Source organism: Pseudoclavibacter endophyticus (assembly GCF_008831085.1).
GTDB lineage: Bacteria > Actinomycetota > Actinomycetes > Actinomycetales > Microbacteriaceae > Pseudoclavibacter > Pseudoclavibacter endophyticus.
This window is the reverse complement of record NZ_WBJY01000001.1, coordinates 181383-201924: the sequence shown is the minus strand read 5'-3', so window position 1 is coordinate 201924 and position 20542 is coordinate 181383. Positions and strand designations below refer to the sequence as shown.

The following is a 20542-nucleotide window of genomic DNA, read 5'->3' as shown; positions in this document are numbered from 1 at the left end:
GCGCGGGGATGAACGAGAACCTCTTCATCGCGCTCATGGCATCGGGCGACGACGCGGGTCGCGTCGCCATCGAGCTGCCCGACGGCCGGCGAGTACGGTACGACGAGCTCGACGAGCTCGCGGCGGGCTACGCCGCGGCGCTCGAGGCGGTGGGCACGCAGCCCGGCGACCGCGTCGTCGCCGTGCTCGCCAAGAGCGTCCACGCCATCGCGGCGTACCTGGCGACCCTGCGGGCCGGGGCCGTGTTCGTGCCGATCAACCCCTCGTACACGACCACAGAGCTCGCGTACTTCATCAGCGACGCGCAGCCGGCCGTGGTGCTCTGTGCGCCGGCACGCGCCGACGAACTCGCCGCAGCCTGCGAACGCGCGGACGCGACGATGCTCACGGCCGACGCCGACGGGGCCGGCACGCTCGCCGAGGCGGCCGCGCGAGCGACCGCGCGCCCAGTGGTGCCGCGAGGGCGAGACGACCTCGCCGCGATCCTCTACACCTCCGGCACGACGGGGCGGTCGAAGGGGGCCATGCTGACGCACGGCAACCTCGCCGCCAACGCCGAAACGCTGCGGGCCCAATGGCGATTCTCGTGCGACGACACGCTCGTGCACGCCCTGCCCGTCTTCCACACCCACGGATTGTTCGTCGGCATCAACGTCTCGTTCCTCGCCCGCGCGACCGTGCTGCTGCTGCCGCGCTTCGAGGTCGCGTCGCTCGCCGACGCACTGCGGCGGGCCACGGTACTCATGGGCGTGCCAACGTACTATTCGCGACTGCTCGAGGTGCCGGACCTGCGCGAACGCGCGTCGAGCATCCGGCTGTTCGTCTCAGGCTCGGCACCGCTGCTCGCCGAGACGCACCGCGCCTGGGCGGCGCGCACCGGACACGCGATCCTCGAGCGCTACGGCATGACGGAAACGACGATGCTCACGTCGAATCCGATCGATGGCGAGCGCCGCCCCGGCACGGTCGGCCGTCCCCTGCCCGGCGTCGAACTGCGACTCGCCGAACCGAATGCGCAGGGCATCGGCAGCATCCAGGTGCGCGGGCCCAACGTCTTCGTCGGCTACTGGGGCCTGCCCGAGCGAAGCGCCGCCGAATTCACCGACGACGGATTCTTCATCACGGGCGACCTCGGTCGCATCGACGCCGATGGCTACGTCGAGATCGTCGGCCGTGAGAAGGACCTCGTGATCACGGGCGGGTACAACGTGTATCCGAAAGAGGTCGAGCTCGTGCTCGACGCCGTCGACGGCGTCGGCGAAAGCGCCGTGTTCGGCGTGCCCGACGCCGATCTCGGCGAGCGCGTGATCGCCGCGATCGTTCCGGCCTCCCCCACCGCGCCGACCGCGGACGACCTCGACGCTCATCTGGCGGAACACCTCGCCCGCTATAAGCGCCCGCATGATTACGTCGTGCTGCCGGCGCTGCCGCGAAACGTCATGGGCAAGGTGCAGAAGAACGAACTCCGGACCCGCTACTCGAGCGACGACGGAACGATGACGGAGCCCGGCCCCGCGGCTTCGACAAGAAAGGAGTACACACGATGACGAGCTCGGACCCGACGATGACGTCGGCAGCGTCTGTGAACGATCGCGACGGCGGTGAGCACGACGACCTGCTCGAGGTGCACGACCCGACGGGGTTCCCGCCCGTCGTCACGGCGAAGACGCCGGCCACTCGGCTCGACGACCTCGCCGACCGCACCGTGTATCTCATCGACAGCCGCTTCGACGACTCGATCGAGCTCCTGAAGCAGATCGAAGCGTGGTTCGCCGAGCACATGCCGAGCGTGACGACCCGCATCGAGCAACTCGCCTCGACGTATGCGAAGGACGACCCGGCGCTGTGGGAGCGCGTGAGGGCGGACGGCGACGCGGCGATTCTCGGCGTCGGCCACTGCAGCACCTGTGCGCCTGCAGTCGCGACGCACGCGATCACCCTCGAAACGAAGTACGGCATCCCGACGGTCGCCGTGCACACCGACACATTCAAGCGCGTCGTCACGTCGGTCGCCCGCATGGGCGGCCTACCCGAGCTCCCCCAGGTCTTCGTGCCGCAGCCCGTCATGGGCAAGAGCCCCCAGGAGCTGCGCGACTATGTCGACGGGGCCGACCCGACCACGGACACGCCCGTCATGCGCGCGATCACCGAGGCGCTCACGCGGGCGCCGGCACCCGCGAAAGCTCCCGCTCCCGACGTGTCGGAAAAGCGCTTCGTCGCTCCCGCGAGCGCCGATCGCCTCTACGAGCAGTTCGCCGAGAAGCACTGGACCGACCAGCTTCCGATCGTGCTGCCGACCAAGCGGCGGGTGCGCGAGATGCTCGCCGCGACGAGTCACGACCCCGACGAGGTGGTCGGTCGGCTGCAGCCAACCGCGAACCGCGGTGCGTGGAGTTTCACGGTCGAGAAGGTCGCCGTGAACGCCGTCATGGCCGGCGCGAAGCCCGCCTATCTCCCGGCGATCCTCGCGCTCGCGTCGAGCGGGCAGACCGCGCGCGGCAGCACCTCAAGCTCGGGAGCCGCGATGACGGTCGTGAACGGGCCGTTCCGCGACGAGGTCCGTATGAACAGCGGCGTCGGCGCCCTCGGACCTTACAATCACGCGAACGCCACGATCGGCCGCGCCTACAGCCTGCTGTCGCAGAACCTGCAGGGAGGGTCGGTCCCGGGCGAGACGTTCATGGGCTCGCTCGGCAACAACTACACCTACAACGGGCTGACCTTCGCCGAGAACGAAGAACGCAGTCCGTGGGAACCGCTGCATGTGCAGCACGGGTTCGCGACCGATGAGAGCGCGGCGACGATCTTCTTCGGCAATCGCTCGACCACGTTCGGCCTCGGCCTGCGCAAGGAGCACTGGCGCGAGCACGTCGGCGACATGCTGCGCGGCACCGACGCCGTGACGGCGCCCGTGCTGCTGCTCGACCCGATCGTGGCGCGCCAGTTCATCGACCGGGGTGGATTCGTGAACAAGGCTGACCTCATTCAGTGGGTTCACGAGACGGCGACGATGCGCGCAGACCGGTACTGGGATCTGCAGGTGATCCAGAACTACGTGTACCCGCGCGCGACGTTCGGCGAAGAGCCGTTCGCGAGCCGACTCGCCACCCCGCCCGGTGAGGACCTGCGGATGTTCGCACCCGAGACCATCAATGTCGTGGTGGTGGGCGGCGAGACCAACGGCTACTGGCAGATCATGGGCGCCCGCCGCAGCGCGACGGTCTCGATCGACGAGTGGCGATGAGCGGGGAGGGCGGCGCGAGCGGCGCCGGTGGACCGGACGAGGTCTTCGATGTGATCGTGGTCGGGGCGGGGGTGGCGGGGCTGACGGCCGCGGCCGCCACCGCGCGCGGTGGAGCGCGCACCCTGCTCCTCGACCGGCTTGGGGTCGGCGGCCAGGTCAGCACGGTCGAGAACGTTGCCAATGCGCCCGGCTTCGACGAGCCGATCGCTGGCTATGACCTCGGCGTGGAGCTGCTCGAGGTGGCCGAGAGTGCCGGGGCAGAGGTCGCGCTCGACGAGGTCGAGGCGATCGAAGCGGCGGGGCCCGCCGCGATCGACGAGGCGGTCGTGAACGGCGGCGGGTTTGTCGTCCGCGCGGCCGCTCGCTCGCTCGGGGCACGCGCCATCGTCATCGCGACGGGCTCGACGCGCCGCGCCCTCGGACTCGTGGGCGAGGCTGAGCTCGAGGGGCGCGGGATCTCGCACTGCGCATCCTGCGACGGCCCGTTCTTCCGGGAGAGGCGTGTGGTCGTCGTCGGAGGCGGCGACTCGGCCTACGACGAGGCCCTCGTGCTCGCCGAGCATGCGGCTGACGTCCTCGTCGTGCACACCGGTCCGGAGCCGACGGCGAGGGCGACGGCCGTCGAGAACCTCCGCGCGCGACCGAATGCGCGCGAGCTCCCGAACGCCACCGTGACGGCGGTGCGCGGGACCGAACGGGTGGAGTCGGTGACGATTTCGCGCCACGACACGGGCCAGGAGGTCGACCAGGCCGCGGACGGCCTGTTCGTCTACATCGGGTTGCAGCCGAATTCGCGGCCCATCGCCGGGCTGGTCGACCTCGACCGCGACGGCCGCGTCGTCGTGGATGCCGGTCTCCAGACCTCCAGACAGGGGGCCTTTGCGGCGGGTGACGTGCGAAGCGGCACGGCGGCGATGCTCGCCGAGTCTGCAACCGACGGTGAGTCGGCGGCCGCCTCGGCGCTCGAGTTCCTTCGCGCACCCCGGTGACGAATCAGGCGGTCTCGCGACCGTCGGCTGCCGCGAGACGGTCGGCCGCCCGGGCGACCAGCCCGACCGGCATAGGCTCTCACGATATGAAGCAGAGCCGGGCGGGCGAGATCCGCGACCACATCGAGCAGGCCATCGTGACCGGCGCGTTCAGGCCCGGTGAGCGCCTCGACGAGGTGAAGCTCGCAGCCCAGTTCGAGGTGTCGCGCACGCCGATTCGCGAGGCGCTGCGCCAGCTCATCGCGACGGAACTCGTCGAGGCGCAGCCGCACCGCGGGACCTTCGTCAAGGACTTCTCGGTGCGCGACATGCTCAACATGTTCGAGGTCATGTCGGAGCTCGAGGGCATGTGCGCGCGCCTCGCCGCGCGACGACGGTCGGACGCGCAGCTTCGCGAGATCGAAGCCGCCTGCGAGACGTGCGCCGCCAACAGCGAATCGGGTGACGCCGATGCGTACTACTACGCCAACGAGCAGTTTCACCTTGCGATCTATGAGGCCAGCGGCAACGCGTTCCTTGCGCGGACGGCCCAGAGCCTGCTGCTGCGGCTCAGGCCGTTCCGCCGGCTGCAGCTGCGCGTTCCGGGGCGCATGCGCAGCTCGACGACCGAGCACGGGGCCATCGTCGAAGCGATCCGCGCGGGCGATTCGGCGTCCGCCGAGCAGCTCATCGAGGAGCACGTGTCGGTGCAGGGCGACCGCTTCGGCGATTTCGTCGCGGCGCTCGGGGACTCGGTGGGACGACCGTGACGCTCGTCTCCATGACCCTCTCAGGCGAGCGCCGCGTGTTCCTCACTCGTCGCGATCCGCGCCGAGCGCTGTTGGCGCGGCCGGGGACGGAGTAGCATCCCGTCACCCGCATGGTTCGGGGAGGTGAGCGGATGCACGTGACGACGGAGCGCGGTCGAACGATCGTGAGCGGCTACTTGCGCCCTGGCGCGCCCCGCGCGACCACGCACGCGATGGACGCCGTGGTCGTGCACCGGTCTCACTACGAGGCCGAGATGGGCTCGTGGGGCCTCGGACCCGTGCGCATGTCGGCGATCGACGACCCAGATTCGGCGATCGTCTCGCGACATCTCGGCTTCCTCAAGGAGCCCGCCTCAACCATGCTCGTCGGCGTGCTGACGCGGGGCACCGGGCACCTGCAGACGGCGACCCAGTCGCTGGCGCTCCGGCCGGGCTCGCTTTCGCTCTACCCGAGCGGCGTGCCGTTCGAACTGCGTTTCGACTCCGCGTACCGCTACATCGTCGCCGAGGTCCCGCGCGATGCGATCGGTGCGTCCGGCGATGACGACCAACTGTGCGGCGCGAGCCCCGAAATCTCCACAATGCCCGCCGCACACATCGCGACCGAATTGCTCGGCTCACTCCCCGCCCGCGCGGGCGGGCTGCGGCACGGCTCGCGTGCGCGGCTCGGCGACCTCATCGTGAACCTGTTGCGCGAGTCGATCGACGGCCTCGCTGGTATCGATCACCACGCCGCTTCTCCCTCGAACGACGATGGCATGCTCGCCCGGCTGCTCCGCTGGATCGACGAGCACCTCGCCGAGCCAGACCTGTCGCCGGGGCGCATCGCAGCCGAGCACTTCATCTCTGTCCGCTACCTCCACCGTCTGTTCGAGGCGAACGATTCCACGGTCGCCCAGACGATCCGGCGCCGCCGTATCGACCGCATCAAGGCGGATCTGTGTTCCCCGGCCACCGGCGCTGCACCGGTCGCGGCGATCGGTGCGCGCTGGGGTATCGCCGACGCAACGCAGCTCAGCCGACAGTTCCGCGCAGTCGAGGGCACGACGCCGGCTCGGTGGCGTCGCGAGCAGCGCTGGGCCGGTGACGAGACGAGCTAGCCGAGCGCCAAGATTCCTCGAACGCGGTCGAGGGTGTCGTCGCCAACCGTCGCCTCGAGGGCGACGCGGCCGCCCTCCATCACGAGCACGCGGTCGCAGTGCCTGGTGATCAGTTCGGGGTTCTGGTCGATGACGAGAACACCGAGCCCCGAGTCGGCGACGCGACGCAGCAGACGGAACGTCTCGACCACCATGCTCGGTTGCAGCCCGTGCGTGAGCTCGTCGATTGCGAGGAGGCTCGTCGCCGACAGGACGGTACGGGCCACCCCGAGCTGCTGCTTCTGGCCGCCGGAGAGGCTGCCCGCCGCCTGCCGCGCCCGCTCGCCGAGCATGGGAAAGACCTCGGTCGGCTCGAACGGCATCGCCCCGCGACGCTTCGCGAGCGCGAGGTTCTCCGCCACGGTCAGCGACGGGAACACGCCGCGGTCTTCCGGCAGGAACGACGCGCCTGCCCGCGACGCCGCGACCGGCTTGCGAGCCGGGATCCGCGTGCCACCGATCTCGACCGAGCCTCCCGGCCGGTCGACGAGGCCGAAGATCGCGCCGAGCAGACTCGATTTGCCCATGCCGTTGCGGCCGAGCACGCCGACGACCTCGCCCGAGTTGACCTCGAGATCGACGCCGCCGACCACGTCGACTCCTCGATACGCAGCGCGCACGCCGGTTGCGCGCAAGATGGCCCCGCTCCTCATGCGTCACCCCCGAGATACGCGCGCCGCACGGCGTCGTGCTCGGCCACCTCGTCCATGGTGCCGATCGCGATGACGCGCCCCTCCGCGAGCACGACCACCCTGTCGGCCACCTCGCGCACGAGCCCCATGTCATGCTCGACGATGATCATGGCGCAGCCGCTCTCGGCGCTCGTATGACGCAGACGCCCCGCGAGCGAGGTGGCGTCGTCGTGCGAGAGACCGGCGGCCGGCTCGTCGAGCAGCACGAGCTCCGGTGGACCCGCGAGCACCATGTCGAGCTCGAGGTTGCGACGCTCGGCCATCGAGAGCTCGCCGGCCGCGATGTCATCCTCGTGCCCCGGATGCTTCGAGTCGGGCCCGGACTCCCCCGCCATCGTCGCGGCGAGGCGGCGGTTGTCGGCGACGCTCAGCTCGGCGAACACGCTCGGCACCTGGAACATCCGCCCGAGGCCGCGCCTCGCGCGCTGCGCCGGCCGCAGCGTCGTGATCTCGTGCCCGTTCATGACGATCTCGCCGCGCTCGGGACGGATGCTCCCCGCGATCGCCGCGAGGAGGGTCGACTTCCCGGCCCCGTTCGGCCCGATGAGGGCGACGATCTCACCGCGGTGCACGGTGAGCGAAACATCGGTGAGGATGCGCGCGCGGCCGAGCCGCTGGGTGATATTCCGGACTTCGAGGAGCACCTCTGGCGTACCGGGCGCGCCGCGTTCGCCGCGCTCGCCGATCGCCGCGCCCGCGTCGCCCGTGGCGCCGTCCCGCGGGCGCACCGCACGCATCCTCGGTAGGCGAGGCATGTCACTGCCGCCGCGCAGCATCCGGCGAACGATGCCGGCCACGCCATCGGGCGCGACCGACACGACCACGATGAACAGGATCGCAAGCCCGAAGACGTAGAGGCTGCGCAGGTCGCCGCCGAAGACCTGCTCGATGACGGTCAGCACGAGGGCGCCGAGGAAGGGACCCGCGAGGCCGCGCTTGCCGCCGACCGCGAGCCATGCGAGCACGCTCGTCGAAAGCGCGATGCCGAGCGAGGCCGGTGTGACGATGCCCGAAACCTGGGCGAACAGCGTGCCAGCCACCGCCGAGACGGCCGCGGCGACCGTGAAGGCGAGCACCTGCACGCGCGTCGGGCCGATACCGAGGCTCTCGGCCCGCTGCGCGTTCGCCAGCACCGCGATCTGGCCCGCGCCCGTCCGCCCGCGCAGCACCAGGCGGTTCGTGAGCAGCACGACGACGACCACGACGCCGACGACGAGGTAGTAGCCACCCACAACCGGCAGGCGCTCGACGGTCGATCCGTTCGACCCGCCCGTCGTCTCGGGCATCGACGTCGCGGCTCGGGTCAGCAGCTGGCTCACCGCGAGCGTGAAGAGGATGAAGAGGGGAACGGCCTTCTCACCGCGCACCTGCAGCGACAGCGCCGCGACGAGCGCACCGATCCCTGCCGCCAGCAGCACGCCGGCCACCGCCCCGAGCACGATGCTCACGCCGAAGCGCTCGGCGATCGCGACGCCGTACGCGCCGAGGCCGAAGAACGCCGCCTGGCCGACGCTGATGAGACCCACGCGTCCCCACGACAGGTCGAGGCCGTAGGTGAACAGGCCGTAGACGAGGCCGAGGGTGACGATGCTGAGGGCGACCGGGTTGACGCCGAACGGCAGCACCAGCAGCGCGACGACCGCGGCGGCGGCCCCCGCGACACCCAGCCGGCCGAGGCGGGCGTCGCGGCGGGCCCGGCCGCCGGGCGAGGCCGCCTCGCCCGGCGCAGTGCCGGGCGAGGCGGCCTCGGACGTGCCGGCTAGCACGGCGCCCCCGTGTCGGGAATGATGCCGTGGTCCTCAACGATCTCGTACACGCCGCCGGGCTGGATCATCGCCGTGAAGATGTTCGCCTGCAGGATGTTCCGGTCGCCGTCGAAGTGCGTGCCGTCGCCGAGCGGCGAGTCATAGCTGAACGAGCCGATCGCCTCGTTGATCCCCTCGCGGTCGGTTACGCCGGCGTCATTCGCGGCCGCCGCGATGAATCGCATCGCGAAGTACGCATTCGCGGCCACCTCGGGGATCGGGGCGTCGCTGCCGGTGCGCTCGCGGTAGGCCTCGACGAAGGCCTGGCTCTCGGGGTCGTCGAACGCGTCGGTCCACCGGACCGCCTTTTCGCGGCCCTCCACGAGCGTCGTGAGCGCTGGGTAGTAGTCGGCGTCGGTGGGGGCGCCCTCGAAGCCGATCTCGGGGGTGAGCAGCCCGAACGCGGCGGCCTGCTGCGTGAACGCGATGGCATCGGCGCCGACGACCATCGACAGGATGACATCGGGCTCGCCGGCTGCCAGTCGTCCGATCGTCGACTCGAAGTCGGTCGTGCCCATTGGGCTGTACTCCTCGGCGACGATCTCGCCGCCAGCGTCTGCGACGATCTCACGCGCCGCGGCCGAGTAGTCGCGTGGGAACACGTAATCGGAGCCGACGAGCGCCACCCGAGTGCCGTACTTCTCGAGCAGCTCGGGCACGAGCGGCTCGAGCATCTGGCGGATCGATTCGCCGAAGCTCCACGCGTAGTCGCTGCACACGGAAGGGTCGCCGAGGATCGCCGTCGCGAACGGGAGTCCCTCCGCGTCCGCGACGCTCGCGGCTGCCTGGGCGGTATCGCCGGTGATCGTGCCGACCATGAGCGAGATGTCGGGGTCGCTCGCGAGCCGGTTTGCGATCTGGGTCGTCGTGGCGGGGTCGCCGCGGTCGTCTTCGACCTCGTACTCAATTGGCTGACCGTTGACACCGCCCTCATCGTTGATCGTCTCGATGGCGATCTCAACGCCGGCCTGGAGCGCAAGGCCGGCCGATGAGGTGACGCCCGTCGCGGGAACGACGACGCCGACCTTGAGTGCGCCCGAGTCACCGCCCTCTGCGGCGGGCCCGATGCTCGATCCGCAGGCGGCGAGCGAAGCGGTCATCACGCACGCGGCGACGATGCCGATGGCGCGGACGAGGGTGCGTGGGCGGTGAACAGGCGAGTGAACCATGATCGTGCCTTTCCGATGAGGGGGAGGGAGCGGACGCTGATGACGATGAGGACGGCGGCGAAAAAGATCGTGTCGGCAACCGTGTCGGGGAAGAATCGCCGCAGCACGATCTGCACGACGACGACGAGGAGAGCGGCAATGGCGGCGCCCCGGAACGACCCCGGCTGCGCCAGCAGCAGCGCCACGAAGGCCGGCAGCAGCAGGTTGAAGCCGAGCGACGGGTACACCCCGAGGATCGGCGCGTAGAGGGCACCCGCGAGCACGGCCAGCATGCCGGCGATGACGAACACGAGCGTGCGGGTCGCCGCGGGCGGGACGCCCAGGAGCGAGGCCATGGGCGAATTGTCTGAAACGGCGCGGATGCGCAACCCGATTCGCGTTCCGTAGATCGCGGCCAGCACGCCGACGCAGATCAGCACCGCGACGACACCCACCACAAGCCGGTACGCGGGGTAGGTGATTCCGAAGACCTCGATGCTGCCCTCGACCGGTGCGGCGATCGAACTCGGGGTCGCTCCCCAGATCACCTCGCACGTCTGGCGAATGAGCATGCCAACGCCCCAGGTGATCAGGAGCGTTGCGAGGGGGCTGTGCAGCACCCGCGCAAGCAGGCCGCGCTCGATCGCGACGAGCAGCGGAATCGACACGACGATCGCCACGAGCACGCTCACACCGAACGGCAAACCGGCCGTCGCATACACGACGAAGGCGCCGATCGCCGCGAAGTCGCCGACGGCGAGGTTCACCACCCGGCTCGCGCCGAACACGAGGGAGAGCGAGAGAGCGAGGAGTCCGTACAGCCCGAGCTGCGTGAGGACGGAGAACAGGAATTCGATCATGGCTGCGCGGGCTCGGCATGCACCGCGAAGGCGGGCGGAACGATGCCCGCCCACGGCACCGCCTGCTCGATCGACGCAGCGAGTGCGAGCAGTGTCGCCTCACCCCACGGGCCGCCGACGAGCTGCACCCCGATGGGCAGGCCGTCGCTCGCCGTGTGCAGGGGCAGCGAGATCGCGGGCAAGCCCGCGAGGTTCACCCAGCTCGTGAACGCGACCATCTGGGCTTCGCGCAGACGCATCTCGTGCGGCTGCGCGTTGGCCTCCGCGACGAGCTCCCCTGCCGGGGCAGGAGGACGCGCCATCGTGGGGCTGAGGACGATATCGATGTCGCGGCCGAACTGGGAAACGATGTGCCAGCTCTCGTCCTGGATGCGCATCGCGCTCGCGACATAGTCGGCTGCCGATGCCTCGAGCGCGCGGGCGCGACGCACCTTGAGGTACGGCTCGATCGCCTCGGGGTCGTCGAACGGGATCGTGGCGACCGCCGCATCCATGATGTGGGTGATGTACCCGGTCACGGCCTCCGCGCTGTAGGTGCGAAGCGCGAAGGGCACCACCTCGTGTCCGAGGTCGGCGAGCAGTTTTGCGGCGCTGGTCGCGGCCGCGATGCACGCTTCGTCGACCGGGAGGCCGCCAGGCGCCTCAGTAACGAGGCCGATGCGCAGCTTCGGAACGGCACCGTTCGCGCCCGATGCTGCCGCCTCGGCGAAGGTCCCTCCCGGCGCGGGAGCGTTGTACATGGCACGCGGCTCGAAGACGCTCATGACGTCGAGGATCGTGGCGGTGTCGGCGATCGTTCGCGTCTCGACGCCCTCGGTCGCGGCGTGCTCCCAGCCCGCGTGTCGTGTCGAGACGCGACCGCGTGAAGGTTTGAGCCCGACAAGGCCGCACGCCGAGGCCGGGCCGCGCACCGACCCGCCGCCGTCTGACGCGTGCGCGAACGGGGCCAGCCCGGCAGCGACCGCGGCCGCGGCACCCCCGCTCGATCCGCCCGGCGAGCGCGAGAGGTCCCACGGGTTGCGGGCAGTGCCGAAGCGGCTCGTCTCCGTGACGCACATGGTGCCCGCTTCGGGCGCATGCGAGCGACCGAGGAGTGTTGCGCCCGCGGCCCGCAGCAGTCCAACGCCCGGCTCGTTCTCGACTTGCACGCGCTCGCGCACGCCGAGCGACCCCATGAACAGCGGCTGGCCGGCCGCCGCATGCAGGTCCTTCACCGGGAACGGCACGCCGTGCAGGGGGCCGAGCTCGTCGCCGTCCATGACCGCCTGCTCCGCCCGACGCGCCTCGGCGAGCGAGGCCTCCGCGTCGATCCAGACGATCGCGCCGAGGTCGTCGTCGAACCGATCGATGCGGTCGAGATACAACTGCGTGACCTCGACGGGGCTCACGTCGCGACGCCGGACGGCGGCGGAGATGTCGAGAGCAGGACTGAACGGTGTGAGCAATGCGGTGACCTCTCTGTCCCGGGCCGAACGAATGGGCCCGGCGCTTTCGGACGAGGCTAGGGGCGGTGCGGCGTCCCGGGTTGCCCGAGCGTGCCATGTGGATCGGCGATGCGTGCACAGCGCTCCGAGCAGCTGGCGCCCTTCGGCCGATCCGGGCGAACACCCTGCGCGCGTATGGTGGTCGCCATGACGCGCGACCTGCACCTGACCGGCGATGACGCCGCAGACCGTCTGCTCTCCGATGACGACTTCGCCCTGCTCACCGGCATGCTGCTCGACCAGCAGGTGGCGATGGAGGTCGCGTTCGCTGGACCGGCGAAGCTCCGCGACCGGCTCGGCTCGTTCGACGCCGCGACCGTCGCATCGATGGACCCCGAAGCGTTCCTCGCCTCCTTCGCCGAGAAGCCTGCCGTGCACCGGTTCCCCGGGTCGATGGCGAAGCGCGTGCAGCAGCTCGCGAGCGCCGTCGTCGACGATTGGGGCGGCGATGCGGGCAACCTTTGGCGCGAGGGCGACCCGGACGGGCCCGAGGTGCTGCGCCGCCTGAAGGCGCTCCCCGGCTTCGGCGAGCAGAAGGCGCGCATCTTCCTCGCGCTGCTCGGCAAGCAGGGCGGTTTCACGGGCGACGGCTGGGAGGCGGCCGCCGCTCCCTACGGGGAAGCCGGCTCGAAGCGGTCGGTCGCCGACATCGTCGACGCCGAATCGCTCGTCGAGGTCCGCGCCGCCAAGAAGGCTGCCAAGGCCGCGGCGAAGGCGACGAAGGCCTAAGGCGCACCGGCGGCGTCCGAGACTCTGCCGTGTTGCCGTCTCGCCGCGTCGTGAACGAAAAACGGGCCGCGGCCCGGTGGCATCCCACCGGGCCGCGGCCCGAATGACGCAGTGTCTGCGCCGGGCGCGGACTACGCGTCGAGGTTCGCCTGCAGGTCGAGCGTGATCTTCACGTTGTCGCCAAGCGTGAGGCCGCCGGCCTCGGTCGGGGCGTTCCATGAGACGCCGAAGTCGTGGCGGTTGATCGTGGTCTCGGCCTCGAGGCCGAGCTTCTTGGTGCCGTAGCCGTCAACGGTGATGCCGCCGAAGTCGACCGCGAAGTCGATCGGCTTCGTGACGCCGCGGAGCGTGAGGTCGCCGACGACCGTGATGTCGTCGCCGTTCACGGTCACGCCGGTCGACGTGAAGGTGAAGGTGGGGTGCTCGTCGGCGAGGAAGAAGTCGCTCGCGCGGAGGTGCTGGTCGCGCTGCTCCTGATTGGTGTTCACCGAGGCGACCTCGACGGTGGCCTCGACGCGCGAGTCTTCCAGCGACTCGCCGGTCGTGATGGTGCCCGAGAAGCGGTCGAACGTTCCCTTCACCTTCGAGATGCCGAGGTGGCGCGCCTGAAAGCCGACCTCCGAGTGGGTGGGGTCGATGGTCCAGGTGCCGGCGGTCCAGCCGTCGATCTCAGCGGCGTTGGTCATAGGGATGCTCCTTCGTGGTGTGCGGTGCTGTGCAGAGGACTCCACGGCGAGGGGGCGCGCGGCTGCACACTGCGGTACGCCACAAATGCTAAAGGCTACAAGTATTCATGTCCAGTCTTTTTCATAGAGTTTGCCGAGTGGTCGTCGGGCGGTCACGTCAGACGGGTGCGAGCTCGAGTCGCGTGCCGTGCCATCGGCGCCGGAGCCATCGGTCGTGTGACGCGACGACGACCGCCCCCGGATAGGACGCGAGCGCCGATTCCAGCTCGGTTGCGAGCGCGAGCGACAGGTGGTTGGTGGGTTCATCGAGCAGCAGCAGCTCGGGCGGATCGGCGAGCACGATCGCCAGGGCGACGCGGCGCCGCTGCCCGACCGAGAGCTCGCCGACCTGCCGTTCCGCCTCACCCGTCGAGAGCAGCCCGAACGTGTCGAGCGGCACGGACTCGGCGCGCTCGGCGCCGACCACGTCGCGATAGACCCGGGATGCGCTGCGCTCGGGATGCACGAAGGTCACGTCCTGCTCGAGCAGGCCGGCCCGCGTGCCGCCGACCGCCCGCCAGTGACCCGCGGTGGGCGCGAGCCGGCCCGCCAGGACATGCAGCAGGGTCGACTTGCCCGCCCCATTCGCGCCCGTCACGAGCACGGCGTCGCCGGGACCGAGCGTCAGGGTCACCGGCCGAAGACGGCCGCGCACCTCGACGCCGTCGACCTCGATAATCGGCCCGCCGTCGAGCGGGCGCTCGTGCCGCGGCGGTGAGAATCGCAGCGGCTCGGGTGGCGCTCCGACGGCCGACCTGGCAAGTTCGTCGGCCTGTCGCTCGGCCGACCGCACGCGCTGCGAGATCACGCGCGCATTGCGGTCGGCGAAGAACTTGCGCGCCATGCGCAACTCGGCCCGGCTCGCGCTCGTGCGCCCGAAGCCGTGCGCACGCTCGGCAAGCGCCTCGAGCCGTGCGAGCTCGGCCTGCTCGTCCCGGTAGCGCACGCGCCAGCGCTCCCGGCGGCGTTCGCGCTCGACGAGGTAGTCACTGAACGTGCCGCCGAAGACGGTCGCACCGCGACCCGACGCCACGTCGAGGCCATCCGCGGCCGATCCCCCGGCATCCGGCCCATCGCCCACCGCGGAGTCTGCCGCAGCGGCGCCGGTCGCCGCGGTGGCGGCACTGCCGGCATCCTCGCGCCGCTCCGCCCCGTCGCCCTCGTGCGGTATCGGGTCGAGGTCGAGCAACGAGGTCGCGGCTTCGTCGAGGAACGCCCGGTCGTGGCTCGCGAAGAGCACGGGCCCGGGCCAGTCGGACAGCGTCGTGCGCAGGAACGCCACCGCCCCGTCATCGAGGTGGTTCGTGGGCTCGTCGAGGAGCAGCGCGGTCGGACGACGAATCAGCAGCCACGCGAGCGACAACCTGGATCGCTGCCCGCCGGAGAGCGCGCCGACAGGCCGTGAGCGGTCCAACGAGCCGAGTCCGAGCGCGGCGAGCGTCGCGTCGGCTCGGGCGGGCGCCGCCCAGACGTCGGCGCGCGCGGCCTCGTCGAGCGCGGCCTCGTAGACCCGGGCCGCCTCGTCGCCGCCGTCGGCCAGCTGCATCGCCGCCTCCTCGAGGGCGGCCTCGATCGCCCGCGCGCTCGAGAGCGCGTCGGCGAGCACGTCGTCGATGGTCGCGCCGGCGTCGAACGGCGGCTCCTGCCACAGCAGTCCGGTTCGATCGGGACGCGAGATGACCCCCGCGTCCGGCGCTTCGACGCCGGCGAGCAGCCGCAGCAGTGTCGACTTGCCGCTGCCGTTCTCGCCGATGAGCCCGACGCGGGCGCCCGGCGGCACCGTGAGCGAGACGTCGCTCAGGATGCGCCTGCCACGGTAGGCGTGCGAGAGACCCTCCGCGCGGAGGGCGCGTGCATGCATGGATGAAGATGAAGTCGTGTGAGCGGACACGGGGTCTTTCGGGATCGAAGCGAAACCCGCGGGGCACAGCCTCGCGCACGGGTCGGACTCGATCAGGACTTCACGGGCGAGACGTTAGCACAGGGCTGCCCCGGGGCCCAGGGCGAATTCCCGCCTGGGGAGCTGTCACACTCGTTCGCCCCGTTCCGACACCTTGGGTGAGTGCGCGCGATGGGCGCGCGACCACACGAAGGGAAGACCATGTCACGCATCAACATCGCATCGACGAACCGCGAGGGGTACCGCGCGGTCGCGGCGCTCGACGGCTATGTCCGCGGCGCGCTCGACCTCGAGCTCTACGAGCTCGTCAAGCTGCGCGCGTCGATCGTGAACGGCTGCGGGTTCTGCGTCGACATGCACGCGACCGACGCCCGCGAGAACGGCATCCCCGAGCGCAAGCTCGCCGCCGTCGCCGCCTGGCAGCACGCGGGTGCGCTGTTCGACGACCGCGAGCGCGCCGTGTTCGCCCTCACCGACGCCGTCACGGCACTCGGCCCGGACACGGTGACCGACGAGATCTGGAATGCCGCGGCCACGCACTTCGACGAGCGGCAGCTCGGCGACCTTGTGCTCGCCATCGCGACGATCAACGCCTGGAACCGCATCGCGATCTCGACGAGGCTCGAGCCGCCGGTGGACGACGAGCAGCCCCGGGCCTGAGCCGGCTGGGCGGTGCCGTGACCTACGCTGCGAACGTGACGACGCCGAGTGCCGCTGCGACCGCGTGGGATCGCGATCGCGGGCGGCTGCTCGGTATCGCATACCGAATGCTCGGCGACTTCGGTCTTGCCGAAGACGTCGTCTCCGAGGTCGCCCTCGAGGCGTGGCAGGCCGAGCGGAGCGGCACGGTCGACTCGTGGCCGGCCTGGCTCACGACGACGTGCGTGCGCCGCTCGATCGATCGACTGCGACACGTCGCCGCACGACGCGAGGACTACCCGGGGCCGTGGCTGCCCGAGCCCGTCGCGACCGACCGATTGCCCGATGAGGTCGCGGCGAACCGGGAGCTGCTCTCGATCACGCTGCTGCACCTCGCCGAGCAGCTCACCCCCGAGGCGCGCGCCGCGATCGTGCTGCATCGCGCCTTCGGCATGACGGCGCCCGAGATCGCGCCGGTCATCGACCGCACGCCGGTCGCGGTGCGGCAGCTGATCTCGCGCGGCGAGCGGCGGCTCGGGATCGATCGCGACGGCGCGGCACCGCAGGGCGGCAACCCGGCCGTCATCGAGCGACTCATGCGGGCGATCGAGTCGGGTGAGGTCGGCGAGGTCGTGGCGCTCCTGTCAGACGACGCGGTGCTGTGGGCGGACGGCGGCGGCAGGATGCGCAGCGCGATGAACCCCGTCTTCGGCGCACACCGCATCGCGCGGTTCTTCGCCGGCGTCATCGGCAAGCGGCGCCGGGCCGACCCGGCGATGACGGTGGAGGTGGCGCCCGTCGAGGTGAACGGCGAGGCGGCGATCTCACTGCGCCTCGCCGACGAACGAGACGTCATCTCGCTCGAGCTCGACTCGGCGGGGCGCATCCGCGGCCTGCGGCGCATCTCGAACCCGGACAAGCTCGCGCGGGCGCTCTGAGCATCCCGGGGAGCGTCCGCGGCGACGTTGGCGGGCCTGCTGTCGCCGCGGACCCCGCTGCCTACCGGGCCGCTCCCCCGGCGCTCGAGCTCACGCTCGAACCGGCCGGCCGGAACAGCGCGACCAGGCCCACGACGACGGCGAAGCCGACGCCGGCGATCGGGAACACCACCCATGACTGCCCCCACGCGCTGCCGAGGAAGCTCCACGCCAAGTACACGAGCACCACGGCCGGCCAGTACACCGCCGCGACGCGGCCGATCAGCGAGGCGCGCGCCTCGTCTTCCCCGTTGACGGGCGTGCGGGGGCGCCCCGACTGCACGACGGTGTCGAGCGCGCTGCGGCGCATGCCGGAGACGACCAGGATGCCGATGCCCAGACCGACGACGATGAGCAGGCCGACTGAGCCGAGCGTGCTCGCCCCGTCGACCTGAAGGGCGGTGAGCGTGGTGGGGATCGCGACGCTCAGGATGATGATGCCGACGCCCGCGACGATCGCCGCCGTGAACCCGCCCTCGCTGCGCTCGCGCAGCGCGCTGACGTCTTCGGCGACGCGCGGCTCCACGCGGGCCTCGCCCTGCTGCAGCGTGCCGATCGACCGCTGCGTCGCTCGCCCGCCCACGATGAACATGCCGACCGCGATGGCGACGGCGAGCAGCAGCGGCACCGCGCCCGCCGCCGCATACTCGGTCTGGCCGATGAGCACGGTGCAGCCGAGCCCGATCAGGATGAGCCAGACGCCGCCCGCGATGAGCATCGACGCGCTCCGCGATCGGCGCAGCATACCGTCGACCTCGCCCGACGAAAGGATGGGCACCTTCGGCCCGAGCGCGGCGTCGTCGACCTCTCGGCGGATGCCGAGGGCGTCGGCCAGCTCGTCGAGGTTGCCGAACTCGGTGATCACGCGGCCCGTTGCCTCGTGCTCACTCACGCCGGCCTCGCGCAGCTCGCGATACTTGTCCTCGCTCATCTGCTGCAGTTCGGCGTGCGCGCGCTCGATCTCGGGCGACGAGGGCAGATCGGCGAAGAGCCCGCCGATGTAGGTGCGGATGGTGTCGTTCATGGTCAGCTCCCGTCTGACGCGAGGAATCGGGCGACGACATCAGTCGCGTGCCGCCATTCCTCGCGCTTGTCATGGTGCCGCGCGGCACCCTCGTCAGTGATGCGGTAGTACGTGCGCGGGCGCCCGTTGGTCTCGACGCCGGGGAACGACTCGAGATCGCCTCGAGCCTCGAGCCGCCTGATCGCGGCGTAGAGCGTGGTCTCTTTCACGACGTAGTCGCCCCGCGAGCGCTCGTCGATGCGCTTGGCGATGGCGTAGCCGTACGACTCGCCCTCGAGCAGCACACTCAGGATCACGAGGTCGAGTGAACCTCGGATGAGATCGCTCCCGATCATCGTGACCCCCGTCTACTGCATGTGATGCAGTAATTACTCTATGTCATGCAGTAGCCGTCGTCAAACATGCGGGGGCGGATGCTTCATGACCGGCGCGCCAGGCATCGCGTTCACCGAGGAGCACCCAGGGCACGGCACACTTCGCACATGGCGTCGAACAGCTGGCAGCACCCGTTTCGGCGATCACTCCGCCACGGCAAGCGGGCGACGCGGGTGTCGGTGCGTGTCGACATCGCCACGCGCCCCTTCGGCTGGATCGACCGCTGGGGCCTCGTCATCGCCCAGGTGTTCGGCTGGGCGGCCCTCGGGCCGAGCCTCATCCCCCGTCGCTGGTGGATGACGGCGGTCGCCATTGGGCTGTCGCAGATCTCGGGCTACATGACGGGCCGGTCGTTGCACCTCGCCGTGCGCGCGGCGTGGTTCGTGCTCCGACGGCTCATCGCCGGTCGCGGGGCGGGACCATCGACGCGGCCGAGTGCGGTTCGGCTCGGTGGCGACGGCGCCCGGCTGAGCGCGAGCGAGCGTGCCCGGGCACGCCGCACGACCCGGGCTCGCACGCGACCCTGGGCCGTCCGCGGGCGCGCGACGTCGCCGTTGGCCGGGGCGGTGCTCCTGCACATCGGCCGGATGCTCGAGCGCGACGACGTGCGAGCTGCGTCGGCCGCCGTGGTCGGCGGCCTGGCCGGAGCCGGCACGGTCGCCTCGCTGCGCACCAGCGTGACGCGCCAGAGCGAGATTGCGCGGCTCGTGCGCGCCCGGATGCCCGCGAGGCGCGAGCAGCTCGCGGGCATGGCCGCCGGTACCGGCATCGCGGCGGGCGCGCTCGGTCTCGAATGGCTGCGGCTCATCGCGGCGCGCGGCGTGCGCTCACGGCTCCGCAGCGTTGCGCCGGGCGCCGTCGCCCTCGTCGCGGGGGTAGCCCTGCCCGCCGCGGTCCTCACCGTTGCGGGCGACCGGGCGGTCCGGCGCATCTGGAGCCGCATGGTCGCGACCGCGACGGCCAACAACGACCTCGACATCCCCGGGGTGACCCGCCCGACCACGCCGCTCCGGTCGGGGAGCCCCGCATCGCCCGTGGCGTGGAGCGCACTCGGACGACACGGTCGGGCATTCGCGGGGTCAGGCGCGTCGGCCACCGACATCGCTTCCGCGACGGGGCGCGACGCCATCGAGCCGATTCGCGCGTTCACGAGCGTGGCATCCTGGCGAAGTATCGCGGGCGCAGCGCGGGCCGCCACGAGCGAGCTGCGCCGCACGGGCGCCTACGACCGCGACGTGCTCGTCATCGCGACGACGACGGGGACGGGATGGCTGTCCGACTGGTCCGTCGGGGCCGTCGAGCACCTCACCGGCGGCAACTGCGCGACGGTCGCCGTGCAGTACACCCTGCTTCCGAGCGGCCTGGCCGTGCTCGGCCACCCTCGCGGCCCGATCATCGCGGCGCGGGCCCTGCTCGACGCGGTCGAGCGCGACCTCTCGCCCCGGCCGCCGCAGCAGCGTCCCCGGGTGTTCGTGACCGGTGAGTCACTCGGCGCCTTCGGAGTGCTCGGCGCCGAGTCGTCGATCGACGAGCTGCTCGCGCGGATCGACGGCGGCGTGCTCGCCGGAGCCCCACGCGTCTCGCGCCACTGGGACGCGCTCGTGGCCTCACGCGACGAGGGCTCGCCGGAGGTGACGCCGGTGATCGACGGCGGCAGGCGCATCCGCTTCGCCACCAGGCCCGCCGAGCTCGACGCCGACGCGGCCGGGACTCCGCTCGGGACGTGGCAGGCGCCACGTCTGGCCATGCTGCAGCATGCGAGCGATCCCATCGTCTGGTGGTCGCCGCGCCTGCTCACGCGCCGCCCGGCGTGGATGCGCGAGCGGGCGGGGCGTGACGTGACGACGCGCATGCAGTGGATGTCGGCCGTGACGTTCTGGCAGGTCACGACCGACATGCCCGCAGCAGTCGACACTCCCGGCGGCGTCGCGCACCGCTACTTCGAGGAGTACGTGCCGGCCTGGGACGCCGTGCTCGGCACCGGCCTCGACGACGCGACCCTCGCGCGGGTCACCGAGAGCATCCGCGCATCGCTGCCGCAGCGGTAGCCGGCACGCGCCGAC

18 protein-coding genes are annotated in these 20542 nt (G+C 71.2%); 9 read left to right on the top strand and 9 right to left on the bottom strand.

Features of this window, described 5'->3' with window-relative positions; translation table 11 throughout:
• Positions 1–8 precede the first annotated feature (8 nt).
• From F8O04_RS00915 to F8O04_RS00895, 5 genes are all read left to right on the top strand, one after another.
• Positions 9–1547, top strand: a complete 1539-nt coding sequence (locus F8O04_RS00915) for an AMP-binding protein (RefSeq protein WP_225734787.1) — start codon at positions 9–11, stop codon at positions 1545–1547.
• A complete protein-coding gene (locus F8O04_RS00910) occupies positions 1544–3244 on the top strand; it encodes a UGSC family (seleno)protein (RefSeq protein ID WP_158027452.1) in 1701 nt (566 codons plus the stop codon). The genes F8O04_RS00915 and F8O04_RS00910 overlap by 4 nt, the downstream gene beginning before the upstream one ends.
• Positions 3241–4233, top strand: coding sequence for an NAD(P)/FAD-dependent oxidoreductase (locus tag F8O04_RS00905; RefSeq protein WP_158027451.1), 993 nt, complete (start codon positions 3241–3243; stop codon positions 4231–4233). Before F8O04_RS00910 ends, F8O04_RS00905 begins: the two co-directional genes overlap by 4 nt.
• A gap of 86 nt (positions 4234–4319) precedes the next feature.
• Complete coding sequence (locus F8O04_RS00900; RefSeq protein WP_158027450.1) at positions 4320–4982, top strand: GntR family transcriptional regulator; 663 nt, start codon at positions 4320–4322, stop codon at positions 4980–4982.
• Between the two features lie 110 nt (positions 4983–5092).
• Positions 5093–6082: a helix-turn-helix domain-containing protein gene (locus F8O04_RS00895; protein WP_158027449.1), complete on the top strand. Its 990-nt coding sequence runs from the start codon at positions 5093–5095 to the stop codon at positions 6080–6082.
• Here the strand turns inward: F8O04_RS00895 and F8O04_RS00890 are convergent.
• From F8O04_RS00890 to F8O04_RS00870, 5 genes are read right to left on the bottom strand one after another with little or no spacing between them, the layout of a single operon-like run.
• Positions 6079–6714 carry an ABC transporter ATP-binding protein gene (locus F8O04_RS00890; RefSeq protein ID WP_188726351.1) on the bottom strand — a complete coding sequence of 212 codons (636 nt, stop codon included), beginning with the start codon at positions 6712–6714 and terminating at the stop codon, positions 6079–6081. The genes F8O04_RS00895 and F8O04_RS00890 overlap by 4 nt on opposite strands.
• Positions 6715–6770: 56 nt before the next feature.
• A complete protein-coding gene (locus F8O04_RS00885; RefSeq protein ID WP_158027447.1) occupies positions 6771–8579 on the bottom strand; it encodes a branched-chain amino acid ABC transporter ATP-binding protein/permease in 1809 nt (602 codons plus the stop codon).
• Positions 8573–9787, bottom strand: coding sequence for an ABC transporter substrate-binding protein (locus tag F8O04_RS00880; RefSeq protein ID WP_158027446.1), 1215 nt, complete (start codon positions 9785–9787; stop codon positions 8573–8575). The genes F8O04_RS00885 and F8O04_RS00880 overlap by 7 nt, the downstream gene beginning before the upstream one ends.
• Positions 9718–10626 (bottom strand): branched-chain amino acid ABC transporter permease, encoded by a 909-nt coding sequence (locus F8O04_RS00875; RefSeq protein ID WP_158027445.1) that lies wholly within the window; start codon positions 10624–10626, stop codon positions 9718–9720. Before F8O04_RS00875 ends, F8O04_RS00880 begins: the two co-directional genes overlap by 70 nt.
• The gene (locus F8O04_RS00870; RefSeq protein WP_158027444.1) at positions 10623–12071 is read right to left on the bottom strand and encodes an amidase; all 1449 of its coding nucleotides are present in this window, start codon (positions 12069–12071) and stop codon (positions 10623–10625) included. Before F8O04_RS00870 ends, F8O04_RS00875 begins: the two co-directional genes overlap by 4 nt.
• Positions 12072–12257: 186 nt before the next feature.
• Here F8O04_RS00870 and F8O04_RS00865 point away from each other — a divergent pair, with 186 nt between their 5' ends.
• Complete coding sequence (locus F8O04_RS00865; RefSeq protein ID WP_158027443.1) at positions 12258–12839, top strand: HhH-GPD-type base excision DNA repair protein; 582 nt, start codon at positions 12258–12260, stop codon at positions 12837–12839.
• Between the two features lie 131 nt (positions 12840–12970).
• Here the strand turns inward: F8O04_RS00865 and F8O04_RS00860 are convergent, their stop codons facing one another.
• On the bottom strand, positions 12971–13525 hold the full coding sequence (locus F8O04_RS00860) for a YceI family protein (RefSeq protein ID WP_158027442.1): 555 nt from the start codon (positions 13523–13525) through the stop codon (positions 12971–12973).
• 157 nt (positions 13526–13682) lie between these two features.
• Positions 13683–15425 carry an ABC-F family ATP-binding cassette domain-containing protein gene (locus F8O04_RS00855; protein WP_158027441.1) on the bottom strand — a complete coding sequence of 581 codons (1743 nt, stop codon included), beginning with the start codon at positions 15423–15425 and terminating at the stop codon, positions 13683–13685.
• A gap of 240 nt (positions 15426–15665) precedes the next feature.
• On the opposite strand from F8O04_RS00855, the gene F8O04_RS00850 reads away from it, so the two are divergent.
• Complete coding sequence (locus F8O04_RS00850) at positions 15666–16124, top strand: carboxymuconolactone decarboxylase family protein (RefSeq protein ID WP_158027440.1); 459 nt, start codon at positions 15666–15668, stop codon at positions 16122–16124.
• A 35-nt stretch (positions 16125–16159) separates the two neighbouring features.
• A complete protein-coding gene (locus F8O04_RS00845) occupies positions 16160–17041 on the top strand; it encodes a sigma-70 family RNA polymerase sigma factor (protein WP_158027439.1) in 882 nt (293 codons plus the stop codon).
• Between the two features lie 61 nt (positions 17042–17102).
• Here F8O04_RS00845 and F8O04_RS00840 read toward each other — a convergent pair whose 3' ends face one another.
• Positions 17103–18104: a permease prefix domain 1-containing protein gene (locus F8O04_RS00840; RefSeq protein WP_158027438.1), complete on the bottom strand. Its 1002-nt coding sequence runs from the start codon at positions 18102–18104 to the stop codon at positions 17103–17105.
• A gap of 2 nt (positions 18105–18106) precedes the next feature.
• Positions 18107–18439, bottom strand: a complete 333-nt coding sequence (locus F8O04_RS00835; RefSeq protein WP_158027437.1) for a PadR family transcriptional regulator — start codon at positions 18437–18439, stop codon at positions 18107–18109.
• A 147-nt stretch (positions 18440–18586) separates the two neighbouring features.
• Here F8O04_RS00835 and F8O04_RS00830 point away from each other — a divergent pair, with 147 nt between their 5' ends.
• Positions 18587–20527, top strand: coding sequence for an alpha/beta-hydrolase family protein (locus F8O04_RS00830; RefSeq protein WP_188726352.1), 1941 nt, complete (start codon positions 18587–18589; stop codon positions 20525–20527).
• The last annotated feature ends 15 nt before the right edge of the window (positions 20528–20542 follow it).

Coding starts and splice junctions, on each gene's coding strand:
- F8O04_RS00855 (WP_158027441.1), bottom strand. CDS start 15,425: ATGCATGCACGCGCCCTCCGCGCGGAGGGTCTCTCGCACGCCTACCGT.
- F8O04_RS00905 (WP_158027451.1), top strand. CDS start 3,241: ATGAGCGGGGAGGGCGGCGCGAGCGGCGCCGGTGGACCGGACGAGGTC.
- F8O04_RS00875 (WP_158027445.1), bottom strand. CDS start 10,626: ATGATCGAATTCCTGTTCTCCGTCCTCACGCAGCTCGGGCTGTACGGA.
- F8O04_RS00895 (WP_158027449.1), top strand. CDS start 5,093: ATGGTTCGGGGAGGTGAGCGGATGCACGTGACGACGGAGCGCGGTCGA.
- F8O04_RS00915 (WP_225734787.1), top strand. CDS start 9: ATGAACGAGAACCTCTTCATCGCGCTCATGGCATCGGGCGACGACGCG.
- F8O04_RS00830 (WP_188726352.1), top strand. CDS start 18,587: ATGGCGTCGAACAGCTGGCAGCACCCGTTTCGGCGATCACTCCGCCAC.
- F8O04_RS00860 (WP_158027442.1), bottom strand. CDS start 13,525: ATGACCAACGCCGCTGAGATCGACGGCTGGACCGCCGGCACCTGGACC.
- F8O04_RS00840 (WP_158027438.1), bottom strand. CDS start 18,104: ATGAACGACACCATCCGCACCTACATCGGCGGGCTCTTCGCCGATCTG.
- F8O04_RS00880 (WP_158027446.1), bottom strand. CDS start 9,787: ATGGTTCACTCGCCTGTTCACCGCCCACGCACCCTCGTCCGCGCCATC.
- F8O04_RS00900 (WP_158027450.1), top strand. CDS start 4,320: ATGAAGCAGAGCCGGGCGGGCGAGATCCGCGACCACATCGAGCAGGCC.
- F8O04_RS00835 (WP_158027437.1), bottom strand. CDS start 18,439: ATGATCGGGAGCGATCTCATCCGAGGTTCACTCGACCTCGTGATCCTG.
- F8O04_RS00850 (WP_158027440.1), top strand. CDS start 15,666: ATGTCACGCATCAACATCGCATCGACGAACCGCGAGGGGTACCGCGCG.
- F8O04_RS00910 (WP_158027452.1), top strand. CDS start 1,544: ATGACGAGCTCGGACCCGACGATGACGTCGGCAGCGTCTGTGAACGAT.
- F8O04_RS00865 (WP_158027443.1), top strand. CDS start 12,258: ATGACGCGCGACCTGCACCTGACCGGCGATGACGCCGCAGACCGTCTG.